Origin of the sequence: Sunxiuqinia rutila, assembly GCF_050589705.1 — a bacterium.
GTDB lineage: Bacteria > Bacteroidota > Bacteroidia > Bacteroidales > Prolixibacteraceae > Sunxiuqinia > Sunxiuqinia rutila.
In genome coordinates, this window is the sequence record NZ_JBNGOT010000012.1 from 15,067 (window position 1) to 39,384 (window position 24,318).

The window sequence follows — 24,318 nt, forward strand, 5'->3', positions numbered from 1 at the left end:
CATTGTATCTTCCTATTTCGTAATCAATCTTTCAATTTTGGTCCTGTTTCTGTCCATAAAACTTCTTTCTTTGAAATCTTCCAGCTTTTTCCAAAATCATCATTTCCCTGAAAAAACAAATAAGTACGACCGTCCTTATCTTCAAAAATATGCGGATGTCCAGATTCGCAAGAATTCCATGTCCCAGGATCCCCATTGGCCAAAAATGGTTTATTACTCAGTCGCTCCCAATGAACTCCATCTCCGCTTACAGCAAGTCCAACCTGCTGAGGTGCATTATTGTATGCTCCAGCATAAAACATATACAAACGATCACTGCGCTGAATAATAGAGGCCCCTTCTACACAGCGTCCCTCCCACGGATACTTTGGGGCAAGAATTGGCTCAGTAGTCAGTTGTGTCCAGTCTTCACGATTAAAGTTCGTATTTAACGGAGCTGCAGCTACTCCTTGCATCTGAATAGTCATGCTGGTGTCTCGAGTCGCGAAGTAGAGTAAATAATTATCATTGAATCGAATCACTTCAGCATCAATGGCGCGGCCGCAATTCCAATCGCCTGTTGGGCGAAAGACCGGATTGGTTGGATTTCGTCTGAAGTGAATTCCATCGGAGGAAACTGCATGGCAAATTGCATCATTCTTCCAGTTACCATACGTTTGATAGAACAGGTGGATTTCATCATCAATAACAAGCGCCCCAGGCGCACACAACCCTTTTTGCTCGTAATCGCCATCAGGGAGTATCTCACCAACTTTCTCCCAATCGGTCAAGTTAGAACTTTGGGCAATCCCAATCGCCCATCCATTTGTTGTATCATTATTTCCCTCAAAAGGAGGAATAGAGAAATACATGAAGTACTTGTTATTAAACCTGACAACATGTGGATCTTTGGAGAAAGGAACTCCCCGTCTGCTAGTATCTCCAAACATCATGACATTTTGGTCTTGAGCACTCCCGTATTGGAAAACAAAACAGGAGAATACAACAAATAGAAACAGTAATCTTGACATGCTCATTATTTTATAGTTTTTCCGAACTTTTATGCATTAAGCTATTTCACGCCAGATTCAGGGATAAGTCAATATAACACAAACAGTATTGCTTGATGAAAGTACACGAAAGGGCCATCCGCGATATTTAAATCCGAATGACCCTCTTATCTCAATTTCTAAATTATAAATCAATTTTCTGAACCGCAGAGAAGATCATATCTTCAACACCTGCGATCTTCAAACCTACCCGTGCATAAACATAGTTCTGGATTGGAGTAAGTTCTGGTACAGTCGCGCTCATGCTAATAGAGCTGGGGTTTGCTATGTCTCCGCCACCAATTTCAGCACGGGCCACAAAGCCACGGAAGTCCACAAACTGGGTTTTACCGATGTACAGATTGACACGCTCAATGTCGCGGGCACCCGCATCCGTAATGATTTTCTCTGCTTGAAAAGTCGCTGTGACATCACGTCCGCTTGCTGAAAATTGAGCATTGCGAATCATATAATAAGGCTCAACTTCAATATCCAGGTTCATATCTCCACGCAGATTAACCAGAATGGTATCTGAACCCGTGGCTGAATTCACAACATTGCGCCAAGGTCCTTGAGCATAAGGAATAATCAGCTTGTAAGTTCCATCGAACAAAAGGGCCGAGAAAGAGCCATCCTGATCAACCGTGACATCGATGGGAACATCTAACTGCCATCCCGGTTCCCACAATTGAAATGTTACATCATTGTAACTAACATTTATGGGGTCGCCATTATACACAATGGTTCCCTGAAGCTTTGATTCCGGGGCATCGTAATTATCCCACTCACAGGAAGTAAGAAAACCGACTACGACTCCCAATAATATGATTAATTTTATTTTCGTCATCTTTCTATGTTTTTATTGGTTCGGGTTCTTAACAATTTGTGGATTGTTATTTCTGATATCATCATTGATAAATGAATAGTAGTTGCCTAAACGGAAACGATCAGCTCCAGTAACCTGACTGGGAATAACCTGCTTAAAGACATACTTTTCATTGTTCGGACTACCTGGTTCATAATATTTGTATGGCCACAAACCAAATACACGGGTACTTACTTCGTCTGCTTTCCAAGGTTGCTCTGTCAATGGTGTTTTTTCTCCATTCCAGACCACATGAGCCAAACGCCAGCGTTTCATATCCCACAACTGATGTCCTTCAAAAGCGAGCTCAACTTTACGTTCATGAGCAATGCGGTCAAAAGACACATCAGCTGCAGTCAGGTCTATTGCAAATCCAGCGCGACGACGTATTATATTTAAGTACTCTGCAGCTGTATCGTCATCACCCAATTCAAAAGCAGCCTCCGCAGCGTTCAAGTACACTTCGCCCAGACGGTAGCGTACCCACCAGCGATCACTTTTCAAACCACGTTGTCCTGATCCAGTTGCCGTATCCATAAACTTACGAACATAGAACCCGGATTGGGCACTAAACTCACGACCATCAATAGGGCCATCAAAACCAACTACCTGACGGGGAGTGTCTGTTCCGGGAAGTTCTTTCCGCTGACCAAATTCATCGCCTGTAACAATAGTACCATCCGCCAAAATATAGCCAGCCCAAATGTCCAGGTCTTTTCCTTTAAATTTTGAGCCGGGCAACATGACTGTTCCTGCCAAGCGGGCATCACGCCCCGCAAACATATCCATCGGATTATCAAAATAGATGTAATCATCGCCATTCATGGTCTCAAAAGGCTTAAAAGTATTATCCAGCATCTCAAATGACTGAACCAAGTTTAACGAAGGATTGGTACGACCGCCTTCCAAATCTTCGGCACCTGACCATGGCTGGTTCCATAGAGTCCATTGGTTAGAACGTCCATCTGCACGCTCACTTTGCACATAATCGCGTACAAAAATTACTTCTGGATTATTGGCTTTATCGATAAACAAACTGGAGAAATTTTCAGACAAATCTTCCTTTTTATTATACAGCGAATAAGGACCATTCTCGATTAACTCTTCGGCTGCATCCAATGCAATAGTATAATAGCCGTCAGCCATGCTCACCGGAATGCCAACCTCTCCACCCGGTAGCGAAACACTGGGCGTACTAACCCCATATTTGGCAATGGAAGCTGCGTAAAGCGCCACCCGTGATTTCATTGCCAATACTAAACCTTGTGTAGCCCGGCTCTTAATATCAACATTATTGGGCAGGTCATTCTGAATATCTTCCAATTCACTGATAATGAAATCATAGATTTCAGACTCCTTTGCACGTGGGTGTTCCAAGTAAGAAGCATCACCGCTAAAATCATAGGTTAAAGGTTCCAGAATTAATGGAACTCCTCCCATACGTTTTACCAACTCAAAGTAATTGACGGCACGGAGGAATCGGCCTTCAGCAATAAAACGTGCTTTTACTGCCGGATCCAAGCCATCAGTCAGTTCTGAGCTTGCTTTTTGAATATACAAATTAAGTTCGCGGATGTAACTATAATTCCACAGGCCCCAGTCACCATAGCCCCAGTCGTTATTTTTATGCCGCCAGTAATCCCCAAAGTTGGAAGCAAAGGCTTCGTCAAAATCAGCATATGTCCACCAGCTATTCACAGACTGGTATTCAGGAATCCGAAAGTACAAATCAGCTACAACAGACAAAATAAGACTTTCATCTTTCCAGACCTGATCATCCAACAGGATGTTGGTCGGTTCCCTGTCCAGAAAGTCATCATCGTTACATCCCCAGGTGAAGACAAACAACAAGATTAGTATATAACTCAATTTTTTCATGTTCAATTTCATTTTTTAGGTTAGAAAGAAAGGTTAACACCAATATTGACCATTCGATTTTGTGGATATTGTAACCCATTAGGCTCCATCACCTCAGGCTCTACTCCCAGTTTTTTCAGGTTATCAATAGAGAACAGGTTGTAGGAGTTAACATACAAACGGGCTTTTTGCATGCCCACTTTCTGTACCAGATACTGTGGAATGGAGTACCCCACTTCTAAAGTTCTTAAACGAATGTAACGAGCATTGGTCAACCAAAAAGTTGATTGCTTATTGTAGTTATTGTGCCAACCGGTATTAAATCGTAAAGCCGGATATTTGCCCGAGAGCCATGGACTATTCAAATCAAAAGGATCTTCACGGTGCCAACGGTCATCGTAAAACTGGCTCAACAGGTTACCTGTATTTTGATAGGGCCAGCGAATTTCCCAATTTTGATTGTAGGAATAGGCAGAGCCTCCAGAGAAATCTGCTTTCAGATCAAAACCTTTGTAATCGGCACTAATATGAAAACCGAAGTTTACAATAGGGTTCCGATCCCTTGGGAAACCAATGGGGCGTTCGTCTAAACCGTTGATCCGTCCATCACCATTCACATCTTTGTAAATCAAGTCACCCGGCAACATGGTGCGGTTTCCTTCTCCATCGTTGTTAATGGGATAGTTATTGATTTCTTCAAACGACTCAAATTGGCCGATCACTTCATATCCCCAGAAAATACCTGTCCATCGATCTTCAGATGAGTTCCGGTAATGATCCCAGGAGTTTCCAAAACGAGGCTTATAAGACTCCAGAAATTTTTCACGAGCAAATGAAATATTTCCGCCAACGGTATAGTTCAAATCGCCAGTTTTTCCATTGTAAGCAATCGATGTCTCAGCTCCCATTATTGCATCACTGTTGACGTTTTCGTCCGGTAAAGAATACCCCACTTCGTTGGGAATCAAAATATCATACTTACGGCCACGTAAGCCTTCGCGTTTCCGGTAGAAATAATCAACCGTACCGCTCAATTTACCATTCATAAACGAATAATCGGCACCAATGTCGGTAATGGTACTGGTAAACCAGGAAATGGAAGTAACAGGAACACCTCTGTCACGGGCTCCGGTAATAATCTCACCATCCATGACCACCGCTTGCGAAGCGTAATCATAACCTGTCAGATAGGCAAAATTCCCAATAAATCTGTCATCACCAGAACCAATTCCCATATTAACGTTGTCATCACCCAGTTCTCCGTAAGAAGCGCGTAATTTCAAGTCCAGACTACTCTCTCCCAGTAGGTTTTTGGCAAAATTTTCATTGGTAATTCGCCAGCCTATTGATCCGGAAGGGAAAAACCCCCAACGTTGGTCTGATACAAATTTCCAGGAGGCATCTTCGCGACCAGCGAGTTCCAGGTAATATTTATTGTCATAATTGTAATTGAAACGTCCGATATAACCAATACGAGCACTCTCTTCATCAGAATCATTGTAGGTATCCATATCCGGAAACTGAAGCAATGGCAAGGCATTGGTTTTTGGTACGGCATGAACCCAAACATCCAAATCGCGTCGTTCAATCCGTTCGTTTACAAAAGTAGCAGCAATGCTATGCTTTCCGAAGTCTTTGACGTAGTTGATTTGTCCTTGCAAAACGGTCTCCAGTACTTTATGTGTTCCACGCTCCCTCCAAGGATTTAGGTTCTGAAAGGTAATCCGGTATTCATCCGTTTCCGGGAAATAAGAATAAGCATCATAAGTGTATTCATGACCATTCATTAAGCGATCAGCAATGTAATGAGAATAAGTCCCTTTCACTGTTAAGCCATCTATTGGAATATCATACTCACCGGTGAAATTCAGTTGCAATGCTCTCCAGTCTTCAGTCCAGTAACCAGACTTCTCTTTGGTTAGCAATCCCCAGTTTTCGGCCATGTGTCCAATGTTATTAATGTATTCCGGATTATCATTGGCATATGGTCGTTCCGTCGGGCGGTTGCGGAACAAAGCAAAACGAGGTGCCCAATAGTCATCACCACCAGGGACACCCGGGTTATCGCGAGTTTCAATACGACCATTAATCGAAACACCAACTTTTATACGATCGGTAATCCTCGCGTCAATATTAGACTGGAAATTGGTTCGTCCAAATGTAAATTCACGCCCCAACATAGAATTCTGATCCAGACGTGTAACTGATAAATAGTAGTTGATTCTATCAGATCCACCCGAAGTACTAACGTTAATGGAAGTTTGTGGAGAGTTTGGCTCGATAATGAAATCATACCAATCGAAACTCTTATAACCATATTCCGTTCCTGCCTTCCACTTGTCCAATTCGTCTGGTGTAATGTTCGTACTTCCATCCAGGTTCATTTCAGCATAAGCTTTACCAAGCATCCATTCATAAGCACCTACTGTTTCCGGGAACCGGGTCCAATTTTGCCAGCCGGTATAAGCATCTACATTAATGGTATTTTTAGTGCCAAGCTTTCCACGCTTGGTAGTCACTACCACTACCCCATTTGCTGCCCGCACCCCATAGATTGCAGCGGAAGCATCTTTCAACACCGTAATACTCTCAATATCATTTGGAGAAAGGTTATTGAACTGTCCGGCATCCTTTTGAATGCCATCAATAACATACAAGGGGTTCCCCATATTACGAATCTGAATCGTAGCACTGGCTCCTGGACGTCCATCCGGCATACGGAAAGTTACGCCGGCAATTTTACCGGCTAGGGCTCCCGAAACAGTAGTTGAATGTACCCTGTCCAGATCTTCCGCAGTTACACCGGAAATAGCCCCGGTTAACGACTCTTTCTTTTGAACACCATAGCCAACAGCTACCACTTCCTCCAGTCCAATAGAAGATTCACTCATGGTAATATTAATCACACTTTGACTGCCCACTTCTACTTCCAGGGTCTCCATTCCAACAAAAGAAAAAACAAGCGTTGTCACTCCGTCATCCAAGTTAATGTCGTAGCTACCATCCACATCAGTAATGGTTCCCTTCGTTGTTCCTTTGACTACAACAGTTACTCCTGGCAGTGGTTCTCCACCTTGGTCAACCACCTTTCCAGTGATCTTTTTCGCCTGGGCAATTTGGGTAGATGTTAAGACTACCAAGTCATTCTCCAGAATTTGATAACTAATGTTTGAACCTTTAAAAAGTTTGTCCAAAACTCCCCTAACATTCTCATCTTTAACTGTGAAATCAACGATCTTATCAATGTTCGTAAAATCATCATTAAAGAAAAAACGAAAGCGACTTTGGTTCTCAATCTCAGTGAAGACTTCTCTGATGGATTTTCCACGATAATCGCCATCGAACTTAGCATTCTGCGAATATACAGAGGCGTTTACCTGGACCAGAAAAGCCAAAATAAAAATGGCTGTTAGTTTCATTACAAGCAATGTTTTTTTAAGCTTCCCCCTCGCAGGGAAAACAAATCCAACTCGATTTTTTTTCATACATTTGGTTTGTTAAATGGGTTACAATAGATGCGTGCAGCAGCGACCAACTTATGCCGCATCAATTAAAATTTAACTCAATCATTTTTCAAAGGGAATAGATGGGCTTATCTGTTCCCTTTTATTTTAATTCTTTTTAAAATTTCTGGTTCTTTTTAAATCTTTGTTTATCGTTACTGTTTTTCCTTCTATTTTGTATGAAATCGGCGAAGTAATGGTAATCACATCCATTACTTGTTGCAATGTTTCATCCTGAAGAGTTCCTGAAAATTTGTAATCCGCAACCTCGCTCGACTCAAATTCAAAAGTATAGTCATACTTTCGACCTAAAGTGACAACCAGGTCTTTCAAGGACTCACTCTCAAAGATTAGCTGATCATATTTCCAGCCAATGAGCGAGCGTGTATCCACATTTATCAAAATAACCATCCGCGGATCACCATTTTTTATGGCATCTTCCCTGCTTTTGTAAAACGTAGCTTTTGAATTTGGATTTAAAAACACCTGCTCGCCAATCTTTTCTGTTTCGTGATTCAATTTCACTTTCCCATTGACTAGGATTGTCTCAATCGTTTGCTCCTCTTCATATGCCTGAACGTTGAATTCGGTACCAATGGCCTCGACAATAAAGCCATGTGCATTCACTCTGAACGGAAGTTGCTTATTTTTAACAACCTCAAAATAACCTTCGCCAGTTAATAAAACATTCCGCTCATTCTTATTAAAAGCTGTAGAGTATCTCAGCGTACTTCCGGCATTGAGCCAGACTTTAGAACTGTCTGGTAAAATAACTTCTGATTTTGCTCCAAGAGGAGCTGAAATTTCACAGTAGAATGTAGGTTCTGGCTCACCTTTGCCTTTAAAATTGCTTACCACTATGCCACCTATCAGAAATGAAAAAATAACAACTGCAGCAATTTTCAGCACTCTTAAATAAAGCGGAATCAAACGACCTCTTGATGCCTGTTGCTGAATTTCTATCTGCCGCTGAACTTTTTGGTAGGTTGCTTCGCTAGAAAAATGACCACTTGTAGAAAAGTTGTTTTCTTCCAAACTCTGAAGCATTTGCTTTTTAAGTGCAACAGCCGATTGCTCCTTTTCAAAAAAAGCTTCCAGTTCGTATAACTCCGACAAAGAGCACTCCTCTTCATAGAATTTCTCAAGCAACTGGTTAAACCGGGGGTCTATGTATAAATTCTTCCTCATTGTGCTAATAGTACAAGAAGCCTTTATAGAACACTCAAAAAAAAATTAAAAAAATTACATTATTTTTTTCACGAATCAGATTGGCTAAAATGATTACAGGAAATATGGAGTTGTCTATGAATTTTTGATACCCCAAAATACGAAATGCAAAACAACACCTTAACAGAATTGAAGAATACTGTTACTAACACAAAAAAGAATAAAAAGATACTCCCCTTTTAGATTCTCTTTTAAAAACTTGGTGGTCCGGTAAATTTGATTTTCAACTGTCCGAATTGATAAGCCCAGCTGCTTTGCAATCTCTGGGTTTGATAATCCATCAATACGGCTTAATTTGAAGACATTTCGTTGCTGTGCTGGTATTTTTTGCAGAAGTAAACCAATTCGATTATCCAATTCACTGAATAGTAGTTGAGATTCAGGGCTATCTCCAAAAGAATAATTAGAATTCAAAATATATTTTTCATACTTCTGCTTTACAACCTGATGCTTCATATGATTAAATACCCTATTGACGGTCATCTGATAGAGAAAGCTTTTAAATGATTTGTCTTCGTCAATATCTTCCCGTATTTCCCAAATACGCATAAAAACATCCTGCACAATTTCCTCTGCTGTAAAAGAATCTTTCAGATAAGAAAAAGAAAATTCAAAAAGTCTTTCACTATAGGTTACAAAAATCTCATGAAAGGCCTTGACATCTCCCCTCTTCATCTTCAGAACCAAATTCCGATTGATATTTGAAGCGTTTTTTGACAATTGTTAGACTGTTAAATTAGAAAGCAGCCACAAAAATAACAATAAATAAATCAAATTAATCATAACTCATCCCTCCCCTATGAAAAGCACCATAAAGTCGATCAATTTGTATGGTACTTAATACAAAACACAATAAGTGCTCGCAGCATCCTTCTGCCAACAAGCTAAAGCCGCCAACAAAAGAATAGCTGCAAACACTATTACTACTTACTACTACTCTTATTTTATTAAATCTTACTTATCCAATAATTTTATAAAATATCCGCCAACAACTGAACGAGCCTGAAACCCGACCTGCTTAGCACTAGGGGTTTCATACCAATCCGACATTGGGACCCGATCTGGTGTTTCGGTTACAAAAGCATGCAAGGGATCAATAAACTTTTGAAAAGTTTCCTGATCATTTGCCAGAGTTGCTGTCCAAACAATCCAATCCGACTTCGTGTAAGTTCTACGGTTATCCAAAGGCAGACCATACTTATTTTGCTTGGTTAAATAATAAGCCACTTCAGTTTGAGCTACCTCTGAGGGGAAAATTCCAAGATCCATAATTTTATCCCATACCAGATTATACTTTTGGCTCCAGGTTCCGGGCTGGTCAAATGTCAATCGATAATGATCTCCATCGTCTGCCATTTTCATCCATTCCTGCGCCATTCGCTTTGCTTCTGTAGTATATTTTTTTGCGATCTCTTTCTTCCCTAACATCTCTGCTAAACGACCATAGCTGGCAATCCCCATAATCGCTTTTACCGACAGGTTTACATTATGAGCAAAGTGACCTGCAAAATCATCTGTGCACAATTGGTTGTCCGGATCAAGTCCATTCTCCAACAAATAATTGGACCAGGTAGTCAGTGCTTCCCAATGCTCTGCAGCATAATCAGCATTTCCTTCCATTTCGGCAATGGCCGCAGTTAAAATTACCATATTACCTGATTCCTCAACCGGCATATCGCCACCATAGGTTTGCCCATTGGCCAACGGATAGGTACCCACATCATGAGCAGCAAAAGGTTTATTCCACTTGCCACTTTCGGTATAATAAAAAATCGGATTTAACATCCCTTTCAGCAACTCAGGATTATATTTTAAATACAGCGGGGCAGACGGATAGGTCACATCAACAGTACCAATGGAACCGTTGCTGAAGTTTTCTTTTGACAAAAACAAGATGTTACCTTCCGTATCTTTTACCAGTTTGTGAGCTGCAATACTTTGGCGAAAAGCCAACACACAAAGATCGGCATAGTTTTTACCACCTGCAGTAAGAGTCTCTTCCCACAACTGGTTATCAAACTCAGCACAGCGGTTCATTACCTGCGTATATTCAGCAGAGGCTGCCTGTAATGCATCATTTATTGTGAAGTTACCATCTTTGGTCCACCAACCTTTCAGGTTGTCTCCAAAGTACTGAATTGATTCCAGATCATCATAGGCAAGCATCACATAACCAGCTTCCGTTTTAGAGCCAACTGCTCCAATATCATCAACATAAACCATAGCAGGCATTTGCTTTACCGGTCGTGTAATCATGCTACTAACGCCAGAGACTTTTCCTTCTGCTTCAAAATTATGCTTTGAAGTAAAATAGTCCTCAATGGACACACTCGCATTTTCCCGCTGATTGGTTGCCAGGTAAACATATCCCCAATCGATACGAATATTATCTCCCTTCTTCTCCAAAACAGGCTGCTCAGTGGTTCCCGCTTTTACATAATCAATAGGTCCGGTCTTTCCCTTAACAACTTCCACTTCCTGAGCAGGCACATTTACAGCCCATTCCGGAGTAGCTTCAATATAAACCTGAACGTCATGTTCAGCCCCATCATTCGAAACCACTTGATAGTTAATATAATTCACTGGACGCGATAGTAAATCCAAATCATTTGGTAATAAAGGTGAAACAAATTGAAGATTCAAATTAACAGGGCCGCAGGCAAACTCATAATGAGTTTGTGTGGCAGATAATGAGACACTTGTTTGAGTTGCTGTTTGCCTGAAAGTATTCTTATCAGAGCTCTGCTGGAAAATCCCAAAATCAACATAGCCGCCACCTGTGCGATTATGACAATGTGCAGCAATAACATTTTTCTCCCCAAGTTTCAATAAAGAACGATCAATTTTTAAAATTACATTGTTATGCCATTCATAAGCGGTTTTAACTAACTGTTCTCCGTTTAAATACAACTCAAAAATATCGTCATGCGAGTAAATCAGGTAAACATCTTCATCTGGAATATTCGCAGGAATAGTAAACTCCCGACGAACCCAAATATCCTTTGTATCCCAGACCGTTCCGAGCGATGGCATTTCTCTGGTGCCAAAAGCACCATTACCAGTCATCCATGAGGCATGATTAAAATCGACTTGTTCCCACCCTTTTGCGGGTGCTTTTTTTGTATATTGTCCTTTCCATGGCTCATAGTTTGCCATTGGCACAATGGGTATCCAAGGTACATTTACCTCTCCCAGAAAACGATATACTTCCCCATCAACACGAACGGCTCCTATCAGGGAATGTGTCTTTCCTGTCCAGTGTTTTACAGGTTCATCATACAGTTTATCAGTCATTGACCATGCACTAGTGTATGGATCTATTGTAATCAGTGGATATGCCGGAGCTCTAAACTTTGTCACTGTGGGTACTTGTAATACTGCCTTCGGTTGCGAACAAAAAGAAAATGTCAGCCCTAACAATAGAATTACAAAAACAAAATATTGTTTTTTCTTCATCTCAAAATTGATTTTTATTCTTTAAATACGTTTTTCATGTCTTTAGTAGCCTACTGCATCCAATACAGCTTTTAAGAAATATCTACTCATTCGTTCTTGAAAAAAACAACAAAAGCAATCGTTTCATTCATAAACTAGAATTCATATAAGAATCCTGAACGTTATCATTACGGACCTGTTTTTTGATCATGTCAAATGAAATTTCAATAATAATTTTCGTCCAACATCATTCTAACTCTCAAGAGATTGATAAAATACAGAGAACTCATCACCTAAGGCTCTTGACAATAAGAAATAGCTAATCCCAATCATCGAAGCAATCCGTTCTGGTAAATATGAAGCTGGATCAATAAAAATTCATCTTGAAAAGATTACGCATTAGAAGGCTTTCTTGAAGAACACACAACTCGATTCACCAACATAAATGCAAACAGAGAACATTTCAAACAGACAAAAAAAGGATGTTGCTGTACGCAAGCAGCAACATCCTTAATTGATTAAAACAATTTTCTTTTATCACCACTCAATGGCCTGGTCTTCATCAGGGATTTGAGTATTAATCTTACGTTCCAGAATCAGAGAACCACGGACCGTATAGGAAATCGTTGCGTTTGGTACTGACGTATAGTCCGTAAAGCTATAGTCTATCTTACTAATGGTAACATAGCGATGCAACAAATAAGGACGAGTAGCATCCATTGTTTCTTCCACGGTAAATACCGGAGTACCATATACCTGAAACTCCATATCCGGATTATCAGCAGTAAGTGTTACTCGCTTAGTCTGCTCATCGAACGAAGCGTAAATCTTATAATTACGTCGATCAGTGCGGTCTTCATCTACGGTACCTGCATAAAAGAATACAGTATTCTCATCAACGACGTGGACTGGAATTTCGCTTTTCACAATAGCAGCGTCGTCTTCGTAGCCTCTAAGATATGTCTTTAAAGCCGTCCCACTATAGATTCCCGAATAATCATTGAAAGGCATCACACGAAGCAACGCTTTTTTATAATGCTTCCTTGGATGAGCAATATAATCATACGATGGATCATCCACTACAGTCAAAGGCAGCATCCACTTGTCAACCAAATCAATATCCTGCAATGAAAAGTTAATATTCAGCAGAGAGGTATTCTCTCCTGCTTTGACATCAACATAGTCTGGCATTCTAAAATATTCACTTTGCAGTTGCCTGTAATAAAGCTCAGTACGACTCTGAAACTGCTCCATATTCAAAGCTTCCAAGGTATCCGGATCAACTGTCACATGAACAGTCATATTTTGGTCATTGGTGGTCGAACCGCTAACAATTACTGGTAACCGATAGGTTGAAATGCTATCTTCTCTGTAGCGAACATAAATACGCGTAACGCCTTGCTCGTTTAGCGGAGCTTTAAACGAAACGTAACGCTCGTATTGTTCATCTGTCCATTCATCGTTGCACGAAATGCACAGCATAAATCCGGCAAGAAGGCACAACAACATAATATATCTCTTTTTCATATGCTTCTATCATTTTTAAAATTAGTCATTATAAGTCCATCCCGGATTTTGAGTAAGACGTTTGTTACGTTTCAACTCGCTATGCCTAATTGGCCAGAACCACATTTTACGAGAAAAAGTTGACTGAAGTGTCCATTCAGGAACCGGCGTATGAAACAAATCCCTCTGATCGCTGGTCATCAACACATTGCACCCATAAATTGGCAAAGACTCTTCAACTGGAGCATCCTTCCACCGACGCAGGTCATAGTAACGCTGCCCTTCGCCCAGAAGCTCGATTTGACGTTCGCGTTTTATTGTTTTCCGGAACTCCTCTTGGCTGGCATAAACCTCATTCGGATAATCTGGCACACCACCGCGAATCCGGACAGGGCGAATCCCCTTTTTCATCTCATTAACATCGCGACTAATCGTGTATGTCGTGCTACCATCCCAAGAAGGAATATTGTACGAGCCGGTCAACTCGTTTAAGGCTTCAGCATACATCAATAGAATATCTGCATAACGAATCGCTGGCTCGAGTTTCGGCACAATACGACTAATATTCCCATCCCGATAGGTATCACGTGGGTGTACAAATTTCATTACACCAATGCCGGTACGGAGCCAAAACATGGTATTGGTGTAGCCGTTACCGTCACCTCGGTAGTAAAACACTTGCTTTTCCTTGTTCCAGCTATCCGGCTCATTTTCCAGGTGCCAAACACTTCCATTGTAAGCTACAGATGCGTAAAAACGAGGTTCACGATTGGCATATTGCAAAGAAACGCCTGCCTTCAAAGGCTTATAAAGACCATTATCCACATCTTCCTGCGTCACATAACCGGATAAGCGCTCACTTCCGTCTCCACGTCCAATTTCTTTATCTTTACCTGGAGCATCAGTTCCGTCATTCAAGTAATAGGCATCAACCTGCTTTTGGGTCAGGCCATGTGTGTTCCATCCGTTTGCTACCCTAGGCAACTGATGGGCCACCATCGCCTGCCCTTTTTCTCCTCCATTGTCTCCACGCGTAAAGATCAACTCTGGATTTTCAGCGCCAGCAGTACCATTAAACACCGACCTGTAGGATTCAAATGGATCAATGTTCTTCCATCCTTCCGGCCAGTTTTTATCTGAAAATTCTGCATCATAAGGCGGAACTATTGTAGGAGGATAAGAAGAGTTGCCCGTTTCACGGAAGCTGGCCGTATACAACTCATACACTCCAAGCTCCATCACATCTCTGGCAGCTGCTGCAGCCTTTGCCCACTTCTCTTCGTCATAGGTTGTCGACAACAGTTGGTTTCCTTCATCATCCACCAATTCCATGGCATAATTATCCGTGTTGCCATTCATCAAGGGGCTTGCAGCATACAATAATACCTTGGCACGGGTTGCCAAGGCTGCCCCACGTGTTGGACGAGCGATTGCCAGGCGGTCGCGACTCACTTGCAAGTCCTGAGCAGCCAACAACATTTCACTGGCAATATATTCCGCACAAGCTTCATAGCTACTTCGGGGAGTCGCTACCTCCTCATAACTATCTGTATAGTCAATTCCTTCATCCGGTAGTAATGGAATAGGTCCATACTTGCGAAGAAGAAGCCAATAATAGTATGCCCGCACAAAACGAGCCTGTGCTTTATAATCAGCTATTTCTTCCAAAGTCATCTCCTCGTTGATATCAATGTTGTGGATGAAAGTCGTAGCGTTGCGAATACCCCTGTAAGACTGTAACCAAGTACCTTGCTTTTCATTCTCAGAATACATTCCGGTGTGAAACTCGTTATATGACAACGCCGAGGCATTGCTAATGTCATAATTAGCATCGCGGTCTCCATAATACATGTCATCGGCAAAGCAATGTGGCGTATATCCTTTACTGGCCACGTCAGCATTCTCATCTCTCAAATCAGAATAAGCGTGCGCCAGCCATTCTTCCGAATATTGCTTACTTGAAAATGCTTTCTCCAATGTCATTCGATCTTTAAAATACTGATCAGACTCCAGATAATCAGCGCAGGAAGATAGGAATCCTGTTCCCAACACCATAAATAATAGAAGATTCAGTGTCTTCTTTGTATTTCGTTTCATTTGATAAGTTTTTACAAATTAATGTTCAGTCCAAATGTGATTGATTTCGTCAATGGATACTCTTCTCCTCTAGGATTAGCCATTTCAGGATCCCAAAGTTTAAATTTAGACCAAGTCAGCAAGTTAGTTCCCACAACAAATACACGAATATTGTTACAATGCAATCTGTTAACCACTTTCTTGGGAAGCGTGTAGCCCAAATCGACTGTTTTAAGGCGTAGGTAGGCACCATTACGCAACCAGTAAGTTGACTGGCGATAATTGTTCCCATTTCCTCCAAAGCTCAAGCGGGGGTAGGATGCGTTAGGATTTTCAGTAGCAGGATCACCAGAAATCTCAGAAGAAATCCAGCGATTCTCTCCCATCAAGTCTTTCAAAACAGTTCCCCATTCACCTTCGCTGAAGGCATAAACCGTTTTACCATAAATAAAGAAGCTTGATTTTCCAGCCCCCTGGAAGTGAACATTGATATCTAATCCCTTCCATCTGGCAGATGTGCCTATCCCATAGATCATGTTTGGCCGACGGGTTGCGCCAACAGCCACACGGTCGCCATCGTTGATAACACCATCTCCGTTAACATCTTTGTACTTGATATCTCCCGGCTGGTAAGGACCAAACTGTTGTTCTGGGCTATTCCGAATATCGTCGTAGTCTTCAAATAGCCCCAAAGCAATTAAACCACGGGCCTGATCAACACGATAACCTCTTTCCATTTGATAAGGATAAACATTATTCTCTTCGTCTCGTTCCAATATTTTGTTTTTGCTATAGGTGATATTTCCCCTGGCAGTCAGATCTACAGCTCCAACTTTTTGCTTATACTCAATCCGTCCATCAAAACCTTCTGACTTCACTGCTCCCACGTTGGCTCTTGGAGCACTTTCCAAGCCTACCATTTGCGGCAAAAAGTTACGTGCCATATAAATGCCTTCACGCTTTTCTTCAAAGTAATCGACATTGGCAATCACTCGGTTATCAAATAATGCCACATCTAAACCAAGGTCACTTTTAGTCGCTATCTCCCAAGTCACATAAGGTGACGCTACTTGCATGTATCGCAGCCCATTGTAATTCCTATCAAAGGAATAGTAAGCCCATTCATAGCCCGAAGTATAAATCGGATCTCCATTGTCATTATATCTCTCTATGCCTCCTATTGTGTAGAGATATGGGAAGCGTTCATTGCCCATGTTGTCGTTACCCACTTTCCCATGTGAATAACGAATCTTAAACATGTTGATCCATTTGAGATTATTCTTCATAAAGCGCTCTTCCGCCACATTCCATGCAAAAGAATAGGCCGGGAAGAATCCAAATTGGTGTCCTTTAGCAAAGTTTTCAGAACCAGTATAACCAAAATTGAAATCAGCAAAGTAGCGATAACTCCAGTGGTACCCCACCCGTCCGGCAAGGCCCTGGTTACGTTCTGAAACACCATTTTTCAAATCATCTCCCAGATTTTGTGTCCTTACAAAAGCATCCTGGGTATACTTAACTGTCCCACTAAAGTGATGCTCTTTCAATCCACGATCAAAGTTGAACATCAAATCCAGAAACTCTCTACGGTCCCCAGAAGAACCGCTTTCCTGATACATCTCCCGAGGATTAGCAATATGTGTAAACACTAAATTTCCTTCTGAATCGCGTGTGCGTTCTGCTCTCCACTGCTCTGGCCATTTGCGGCGGTTAATGTTGTTGTAATTATTGGTGTCATATCCAAAACGTCCTGTGAAACGAAGCCCGTCAGTGATGAAATTTAAGTTTTGCTCCAACGACACATTGGTTTGTATCTTATTCTCCCAATGCTCATTAAAACCCGTTTGAGTAGCGGCTACCCATGGGTTCGTTTTATTACCAGTCCCTACGGCAGGCACATAGCCATTCGAATATTCGATAGGCGTACGAATGGGAGAATATCCAAATAACTCTCCCCAAACATCACCATCACCCAGGCCTGGGCTGTTACGCTTTGCCAAAGAACCGGAAACCCCCACTTTCAGCAAAGTAGTTTTCGTGATATCCAGGTCAGTATTCAAACGATAGTTCCAGCGTTGATAGTTCGCATTGGTGTCATAGTCATCGCGAAGTGAGCTGTCTGTATTATACATCCCTTCTTCTTCCACATAACTGGCAGAAACATAATAACGAGCTGTAGATCCACCTCCATTAATATTAAGGTTAGCCCGATGACTCATTGCGCCATCTCGAAGCAACAAGCCTTTCCAATCAACATTGGGGTACAAATCAGGATCTAAACCCAGGCGTAGGATTTCGAGTTCTTCAGGCTGATAGATGGGAGCCTGATTACGGGTAATCCGCGACTCATTTAGCAAATTGGCATAGGTATTTCCATCGACAAAGTCTGGTGTAATGGTCCGGGTGTTGTAGGAACTCTCGACTTTCACATCAATGTTAACCTTACCGGCATTACCTCTTTTGGTGGTGATCAGTACAACGCCATTAGCACCTTTCGAACCATAAATAGCTGTTGCAGAAGCATCTTTCAATACGGTAAATGATTCAATATCTTCAATATTTAACTCATTCAAATCACGCTCAAATCCGTCAACCAAAACATAAGCTCCTGAACTGGCTCCAAAAGTTGATATTCCACGAATCCAGAACTCCGAAACATTTTTCCCTGGCTGACCAGAAGTAGTCATAGCCATAATTCCCGGTACATTACCCGCTAAGGCATTGGAAAGATTAGAGGATGGACTTGATTTCAGGTCTTTCATGTCAATGGTAGTGATTGCTCCAGTTACCGAAATCTTTTTCTGAACCCCGGCACCGGTCACAACAATCTCATCCAATACACTATCTTCGGACTCCTTCATCGTAATGTTTACAGTGCGCTGCTCCTTGATGAGCAGGTTTACTTTCTCAAAACCGATGTAAGAAAAGGTCAGTTCTTTGTAAGCAGGCATCTTAATCTTGTAATTTCCGTTACCATCGGTAATCGTCCCCAAACCGGGAACATCAATTACATAGACACTTACTCCTACCAATGGTTCCTTATTCGTGTCTGTTACGACACCTGTTACTTCAACGGTCTCCTGAGCAAATACGCCAATAGAGAAACCGAGAAACAACATACCTAATATTAAATATTTAGTCATAAAATTAGTGTGTTTAGTTTTTAGGTTATTCATCCTCTAGGGCAATTTTACGAAGGCGGCGGTTCTGATGATCAATCACATAAAACGCTTTTTCAGCCTCATTGTATGCCAAGCCTGTAGGTTGATCAAAACGGGCTTCCTGGCGCAAATCACCATCAACATAGCCCCATGGATCGGGATTAATGCTGGAACTTCCACGTCCGGCAAATGTTGTAACCTTACCTTCTGGAGTCAGAATACGGAGATCATGATTATGCTGCTCCGTAAAGTAGAAGTCATACTCATCATCTTGCCCCGCATAGTCTGGATTTTTTACAAACACACCTTGGTACGGATTTCTTAAACGGGCTTTTGAACCTACCCCATCTTCCCAACCTGCAGCTCTTGGTTCTCCACAAACCAAATATGGCTGGCTGAATCGCTGTTCTTCCCAGTTATAATCGGTGCGTAAGATGTAATGCTGATTGACAACAACAATATAGGCATAGTTTCCTGATGGATGAATCTGAACATTGAACTCCCATCCATTATCTTGAACTAGGAATAAAGTTTCATAATCCTTCGTTCCTAATCCGGCATCGCCAACAATTGGCTTTGAGTTCATGACATCGAAACGGTAAAATTCGCCTTTTTCATAACCATTGAAATACATTTCGCCGTTAACCGGATGCACAGAAGCTCCATTACAAGCTCTGGATGTCGTCAAAATTTGCGGATCTTTGAAACCATTAGACCGAGACATAATTGAGGAGCTAATCCCATTGGGATCCCACTGGTCGTGTGACACAATCATATACTCGCCATCTTTGGAGAACTCCAAACTGCGAAGGCGCCACCAGTTTCCTGCTGAAGAGGTTAGGTGCTGTGCAACCGTACTATCTTCGAAGTTAATCAGGTAAATACCAGGACCATGGTCATAAGCGACATAAAGATGTTTCGGATTTTTGGGATCAAACTTCATAAAAGCAGGCTCACGGAATCCGGCTACGTTATCAAAGTGACCTTCAATCCAGCCTTGATCATCCCTTTCGTTTCTGAATCCAGCCAGCGTACTGACTATCATCTTCCGCTCATAAGCAAATACCTCTGATCCTTCAGCTAAAGGTTCAGGATCATCGCCCATATAAATTTCGATGTGACCATCATAGGCTTTTTCAGGAACTATACAATAAATGCTCTCGCTGTTCACACCAATAACAATGGCTTTTTGTCCACCAATGTATACGTGAATCAGTTCTGGATCATTACCGAAGTTTTCGCCATAAATGACCAATCGTTGTCCCACGCCTCCTGATTTGGGAGTAAAGTCTGAAACAACAACTGGTTTCGATGGATCAAAAGCCTCTGATAATGGAATCGGATCATCTTCATTGCAGCTTAGCACGCTAAAAACAATGAATGCTAACATTATACAATGAAAGCTCTTAACTTTCATTTTAAAGAAACTTTTCATTTTCATAATTAGCTTAGGTTAATACAATTAGAGAGACTCGAGTCAAGAAACACGTAGTCTTGACAGACCTACGTTCAAAATAGCCAATATTCAAATGGCTAGTGGTAAAATAAGATGAAAGACCTCCTTCGTCCGATTTAGACGAAGCTCTACATTTTGTCATTTTCTTCATAGTTAAATTTTAGTTTAGTTAATTAATAATTATTAATTGAACATCCAGTTTCAAAAGCTCATATCTATTATCATAATAATAATCAGCAGGTGATAAATTTTTGATTCAAGCCATCAAGAAGACAAGACTTTAAATAAAAATCAGACCACTAAAAAGCTTCCACAAAACTTTTTATGCTTCATAGGAGAATTGGCATCAATTAATACCCTAAAAATGATTGGGGGAGAATTTTCCTCAGAAAAAATAATTTAGATCGTTCGTTTTTCATAAATTTGGTTTTTAATACATACTAATTAATGCTATAACCTGTCAGTTCAATAGCATTAGTTGAGTTATTTAGTCTTAAGAGGAGTAGATTTTGGCGAATCTACTCCCTCTCTGTTCTTCTGTATAAATCCTTAATTTATATTTAGCAATATTCTTTCCTGACTTTAATCAGAATAAAAAACTAAGTTTCTTCAAAAAGCCAACCATGTCATATCTTGCTCCGGAATTCGTTCTAAAAACGACACTCTGTTTTTGGCATATGGAGGATTACCAAATCTTCTCTTCCTTGGTCGATTATTTTTTCTAGCAAATCAATTTTTTTATACATAATTTGATCGTTTTTCCATGACACTAACGGTTTAGGATCAACATTCGGACTAATCACCAATCGAGGTTGTCTATGACTTAATATAGCCTTACCGGGCTGTTTATAGAACGTTGCTTTATATTTTCGTCCAAGCGAAACATCACTCGTGATCATTTCTGTTCGATGATTAACCCATGCTTTCCCTTCAACCAAAATTGCTGTTATTGTCGGCTCATCCTGATAAGCTTTAACATTAAATTCGATTTCTCCTCCTTCAATTAATAATCCATAAGCATCAACCACAAAAGGTTGCTGCTTATTCTTAGCCACTTGGAAATATCCTTCTCCTTCGAGATAAACTAAGCGATTATCTAAATTAAACCCGGCTGAATAGGTCAATTTACTACCCTCATTGAGCCATACCACAGAACCATCAGGTAAAATAACCTGTGTTTTTGCATCCGAAGGAGCTACAATTTCATAAGAAGAAACCAAGTGATTCTCCAATACTTTATTTTCATTTATAAAATAAGTTATCAAACCACCGACAACAAACAATAAAACAAAACTTGCTGCAGCTGGAATTAACCAAAAGAGCGTCCTTATTCTTTGTTTTTGCAAATGATGCTGTTTTTCATCCAGTTTGCTTTCAACACTTCTAAACAGCTTATCTTTATCGAATGTGACCAATTTTCGAAACTCATTCGTTTCTAGTTCTTCATACATTCGATCTTCAATTTCGGAGCTTGTCGTCTTATCCTTAACTAATTCCTGTAATTCAAGAAATTCCGATGTAGAAAGGTCATCTTTCTTATACTTATCAAGCAAGCACTTAAACTGTTTTCCTATGTACAACTTATTCTTCATCTTACTACTTTTACAAATACTCATTCAGAACTACTCACAGCTATTGTTAATTTTTATCCTTTCAGAATACCAAAAGTCCCATCAATAACAAAAGCAAATGTTCTTCAGCCAAGCGTTCTCTTAAAAACTTGCTTGCTCTGTAAACCTGATTTTCAACCGTTCGGACCGACACCCCCAGTTGTTCAGCAATTTCTGCATTTGAAAAGCCCTTTAGCTTGCTCAATTCAAATATCTTCCGTTTCTGTTCTGGTAGCTTCCCCAGCATCTTCAACAAATTAGCTTCTAACTCTTTTTGACTCAAACTCTCTTCAGGAGTTATGGGATATTCTGGTTCTAATTTCAGAACATAATCTTCATATTTCTGGCGAACAATTTGTCGCTTCAAATGATTAAAAACCTTATTGACAGTTATTTTATAAAGAAAACTCTTGAATGATTTCTCTACATCTATCTCACTCTTTATTTCCCAAAGCCGAAGAAAAACATCTTGAACAATTTCTTCGGTTTCATTTACATCTTTTAGATAAGAATATGCAAAATGAAAAAGTCGTTCGCTGTAGGCATTAAAAACCTGCTGAAAGGCTTTTCTGTCTCCAGCCTTCAGTTCTCGAATTAGGTCTCGTTCGATATCGTTAGATTTTATGGCCAATCCTTTTCGTTTTAATTCATGTTAGGCATGTAATCAACTTTAAACAACCATTTTACTTTTTTCAGGCTAACTGGCTATTCTAAAATTCTTTTGTCATCTATTTATAAGCTGAACATTTCTAATGTTAACAAACTCATTCGTTTCCCCCTTGGATACCAATCCCCAGCGAAGTCCCATTCCCCAAGGAACATAAGCAGATACATCTACCGAATCAGCAATAAGATCCCATTGCTCACCATCTGAAACAGAAAATTGCAAAAGGTCTCCATTGGTAACATTCATTTTCAACTTGATCAAATCATCGTATTTTTCTGTTGGCACAGCTTCATATACATTTTTCTCATACCCTGAAGTGATCCACACTTCAATCAAGTCATGCCCAACTGAAATCCCCACTCCTGCCATTGGAGCCCCAAATCCATTGTTCGTAGCACCAATTAAAAGAATTCCTCCTTTAACCCCCACTCCACTAACTCCTAAATCGATGGTTGCTGTTACTTCAAAGTTTTTAGACTTAACGGGCTGCGCCAACAAACTTCCAAGCAAATCATTCTCGGAAGATGCTGCAAGCATTAAGCCATCTTCACCAGTAGCATAGCTTAATGCCTGTGTGGTACGCCATTGCCAACAAGGCTCTAACGCTTTTGAGAAATCATCAAAATAATCAATTCTATTATTCTCCAGATTTACTTTAGTTTCTGTTTTGAAATAGGGCCAGTTATCCTCCGTCCAATAGATTTTATCCAACAATCCTTCACGCCCAATATAGTCGCCTCCATCAGCATTGTAGGCGTGGTAAAGCAAGTAATAATCCTGATCTTTCGTTACGACATTCCCTGTTCCAGGGCATTTCCAATTCTCATTATCAACCAGAATAGGGTTTGCTGCAGCCTTTTCCCAAGGTCCCAGTAAGCTTTTTGACCGGGCCACTCCAATTTTATAATTACATGCTTTATCACAACAGTTTCCAGCTGAATATAAAAGATAGAAATAATCCTCGCGCCGAAAGACACAAGGACCTTCAACGATATGCTCTTCCCATTCCTGATCATTTCGGATAAGTTCAACTTTTTTTCCAGTAACAGCTTTACGATCTTCTGAAACAGACTGCGCATAAATAATGGCAGGTTTTCCTGGAGAATACACTTCTTTCCAAATTAAGAATAGATTCTCATTCTCATCGCGTACTTCAAAGGCATCAATTGTCTCACAATCATTAAATAACAGAGGGCCGTGATCCGTGAATGGACCATCAGGGGTATCTGCACTCGCTACAGCAATAGTTATTCTATTGGTAGACTTTTCACGTCCAGTGTAATAAACAAACAGCTTTTGCTGCGCCTCATCATAAGATAGTTCAGGTGCCCAAAAATTATTATGTCCCCAATCAGGAGCTCCTCCCGGGAATACGTAAGAAACAAGTTCCCAATCGTACAAATCATCTGATTTGTAGATAGGAAATAAAGGGGACCATTCATTACTGGTGGCTGAAGCAAAGTAGCTATCGCCAATCTTCACTACCGACGGGTTTGGATTGTCTCCAGGTAAAACCGGATTAAAAGGTGTTGTTGATTTTTCGAAAGAGCAACAATATAAACTGATTACCGAAACCAAGATCCATAAAATTTTAAAACTTATTCTCATTCAAAAAGATTATATGTAAGTGAGCTCCCGCCGGAACTAATTGTTGTTAATACAACGCAGAATAGAAAATTACTCACGCAAAATATATTTTTTTAATCATTACTCCAATCAAGTTAATACGCCAACAGGCACAACGACGGACAAACATATCCTTTACACGAAATAAAAGTTTACACAAAGAACACTAAGCAATCATCCCTATTTTGTTTTTGTGATGAGTACTTATCCTTCTTTTCATGTAACAACATCAGATATTAATTCTATTGATAATTAATATCTGATGTTGTAAGATTAAAAGTATTAAAACGCCACTGAAATA

Annotated in this window: 14 protein-coding genes; all 14 read right to left on the reverse strand. The window is 40.6% G+C overall.

Annotated features, from left to right (window positions below; all coding sequences use genetic code 11):
- Nucleotides 1-23: 23 nt before the first annotated feature.
- Nucleotides 24-1,010 carry a family 43 glycosylhydrolase gene (locus ACRD6K_RS14895; RefSeq protein WP_430973886.1) on the reverse strand — a complete coding sequence of 329 codons (987 nt, stop codon included), beginning with the start codon at nucleotides 1,008-1,010 and terminating at the stop codon, nucleotides 24-26.
- Between the two features lie 163 nt (nucleotides 1,011-1,173).
- The gene (locus tag ACRD6K_RS14900; protein WP_430973887.1) at nucleotides 1,174-1,875 is read right to left on the reverse strand and encodes a DUF3823 domain-containing protein; all 702 of its coding nucleotides are present in this window, start codon (nucleotides 1,873-1,875) and stop codon (nucleotides 1,174-1,176) included.
- Nucleotides 1,876-1,887: 12 nt separating this feature from the next.
- Nucleotides 1,888-3,771, reverse strand: a complete 1,884-nt coding sequence (locus ACRD6K_RS14905) for a RagB/SusD family nutrient uptake outer membrane protein (RefSeq protein WP_430973888.1) — start codon at nucleotides 3,769-3,771, stop codon at nucleotides 1,888-1,890.
- Nucleotides 3,772-3,791: 20 nt separating this feature from the next.
- Nucleotides 3,792-7,169, reverse strand: a complete 3,378-nt coding sequence (locus tag ACRD6K_RS14910; RefSeq protein ID WP_430973889.1) for a SusC/RagA family TonB-linked outer membrane protein — start codon at nucleotides 7,167-7,169, stop codon at nucleotides 3,792-3,794.
- 192 nt (nucleotides 7,170-7,361) lie between these two features.
- On the reverse strand, nucleotides 7,362-8,441 hold the full coding sequence (locus ACRD6K_RS14915) for a FecR family protein (RefSeq protein ID WP_430973890.1): 1,080 nt from the start codon (nucleotides 8,439-8,441) through the stop codon (nucleotides 7,362-7,364).
- Nucleotides 8,442-8,600: 159 nt separating this feature from the next.
- The gene (locus tag ACRD6K_RS14920; protein ID WP_430973891.1) at nucleotides 8,601-9,155 is read right to left on the reverse strand and encodes an RNA polymerase sigma-70 factor; all 555 of its coding nucleotides are present in this window, start codon (nucleotides 9,153-9,155) and stop codon (nucleotides 8,601-8,603) included.
- Between the two features lie 279 nt (nucleotides 9,156-9,434).
- Nucleotides 9,435-11,936, reverse strand: coding sequence for a glutaminase family protein (locus ACRD6K_RS14925; RefSeq protein ID WP_430973892.1), 2,502 nt, complete (start codon nucleotides 11,934-11,936; stop codon nucleotides 9,435-9,437).
- 516 nt (nucleotides 11,937-12,452) lie between these two features.
- Complete coding sequence (locus ACRD6K_RS14930; protein ID WP_430973893.1) at nucleotides 12,453-13,442, reverse strand: DUF4973 domain-containing protein; 990 nt, start codon at nucleotides 13,440-13,442, stop codon at nucleotides 12,453-12,455.
- A 21-nt stretch (nucleotides 13,443-13,463) separates the two neighbouring features.
- Nucleotides 13,464-15,518 (reverse strand): RagB/SusD family nutrient uptake outer membrane protein, encoded by a 2,055-nt coding sequence (locus tag ACRD6K_RS14935; protein WP_430973894.1) that lies wholly within the window; start codon nucleotides 15,516-15,518, stop codon nucleotides 13,464-13,466.
- 11 nt (nucleotides 15,519-15,529) lie between these two features.
- Nucleotides 15,530-18,640 carry a SusC/RagA family TonB-linked outer membrane protein gene (locus tag ACRD6K_RS14940; protein ID WP_430973895.1) on the reverse strand — a complete coding sequence of 1,037 codons (3,111 nt, stop codon included), beginning with the start codon at nucleotides 18,638-18,640 and terminating at the stop codon, nucleotides 15,530-15,532.
- A 25-nt stretch (nucleotides 18,641-18,665) separates the two neighbouring features.
- Nucleotides 18,666-20,048 (reverse strand): IPT/TIG domain-containing protein, encoded by a 1,383-nt coding sequence (locus tag ACRD6K_RS14945; protein WP_430973896.1) that lies wholly within the window; start codon nucleotides 20,046-20,048, stop codon nucleotides 18,666-18,668.
- Between the two features lie 716 nt (nucleotides 20,049-20,764).
- Entirely contained in the window at nucleotides 20,765-21,706 is a 942-nt protein-coding gene (locus ACRD6K_RS14950; protein WP_430973897.1) for a FecR family protein, read from the reverse strand.
- A gap of 61 nt (nucleotides 21,707-21,767) precedes the next feature.
- Entirely contained in the window at nucleotides 21,768-22,355 is a 588-nt protein-coding gene (locus tag ACRD6K_RS14955; RefSeq protein WP_430973898.1) for an RNA polymerase sigma factor, read from the reverse strand.
- A 93-nt stretch (nucleotides 22,356-22,448) separates the two neighbouring features.
- Entirely contained in the window at nucleotides 22,449-23,999 is a 1,551-nt protein-coding gene (locus ACRD6K_RS14960; RefSeq protein ID WP_430973899.1) for a glycoside hydrolase family 43 protein, read from the reverse strand.
- Between the last annotated feature and the right edge of the window lie 319 nt (nucleotides 24,000-24,318).

Excerpts from the sequence above, each read along its gene's own strand:
- ACRD6K_RS14895 (WP_430973886.1), bottom strand. The coding sequence starts at position 1,010 with ATGTCAAGATTACTGTTTCTATTTGTTGTATTCTCCTGTTTTGTTTTC.
- ACRD6K_RS14900 (WP_430973887.1), bottom strand. The coding sequence starts at position 1,875 with ATGACGAAAATAAAATTAATCATATTATTGGGAGTCGTAGTCGGTTTT.
- ACRD6K_RS14905 (WP_430973888.1), bottom strand. The coding sequence starts at position 3,771 with ATGAAAAAATTGAGTTATATACTAATCTTGTTGTTTGTCTTCACCTGG.
- ACRD6K_RS14910 (WP_430973889.1), bottom strand. The coding sequence starts at position 7,169 with ATGAAACTAACAGCCATTTTTATTTTGGCTTTTCTGGTCCAGGTAAAC.
- ACRD6K_RS14915 (WP_430973890.1), bottom strand. The coding sequence starts at position 8,441 with ATGAGGAAGAATTTATACATAGACCCCCGGTTTAACCAGTTGCTTGAG.
- ACRD6K_RS14920 (WP_430973891.1), bottom strand. The coding sequence starts at position 9,155 with ATGAAGAGGGGAGATGTCAAGGCCTTTCATGAGATTTTTGTAACCTAT.
- ACRD6K_RS14925 (WP_430973892.1), bottom strand. The coding sequence starts at position 11,936 with ATGAAGAAAAAACAATATTTTGTTTTTGTAATTCTATTGTTAGGGCTG.
- ACRD6K_RS14930 (WP_430973893.1), bottom strand. The coding sequence starts at position 13,442 with ATGAAAAAGAGATATATTATGTTGTTGTGCCTTCTTGCCGGATTTATG.
- ACRD6K_RS14935 (WP_430973894.1), bottom strand. The coding sequence starts at position 15,518 with ATGAAACGAAATACAAAGAAGACACTGAATCTTCTATTATTTATGGTG.
- ACRD6K_RS14940 (WP_430973895.1), bottom strand. The coding sequence starts at position 18,640 with ATGACTAAATATTTAATATTAGGTATGTTGTTTCTCGGTTTCTCTATT.
- ACRD6K_RS14945 (WP_430973896.1), bottom strand. The coding sequence starts at position 20,048 with ATGTTAGCATTCATTGTTTTTAGCGTGCTAAGCTGCAATGAAGATGAT.
- ACRD6K_RS14950 (WP_430973897.1), bottom strand. The coding sequence starts at position 21,706 with ATGAAGAATAAGTTGTACATAGGAAAACAGTTTAAGTGCTTGCTTGAT.
- ACRD6K_RS14960 (WP_430973899.1), bottom strand. The coding sequence starts at position 23,999 with ATGAGAATAAGTTTTAAAATTTTATGGATCTTGGTTTCGGTAATCAGT.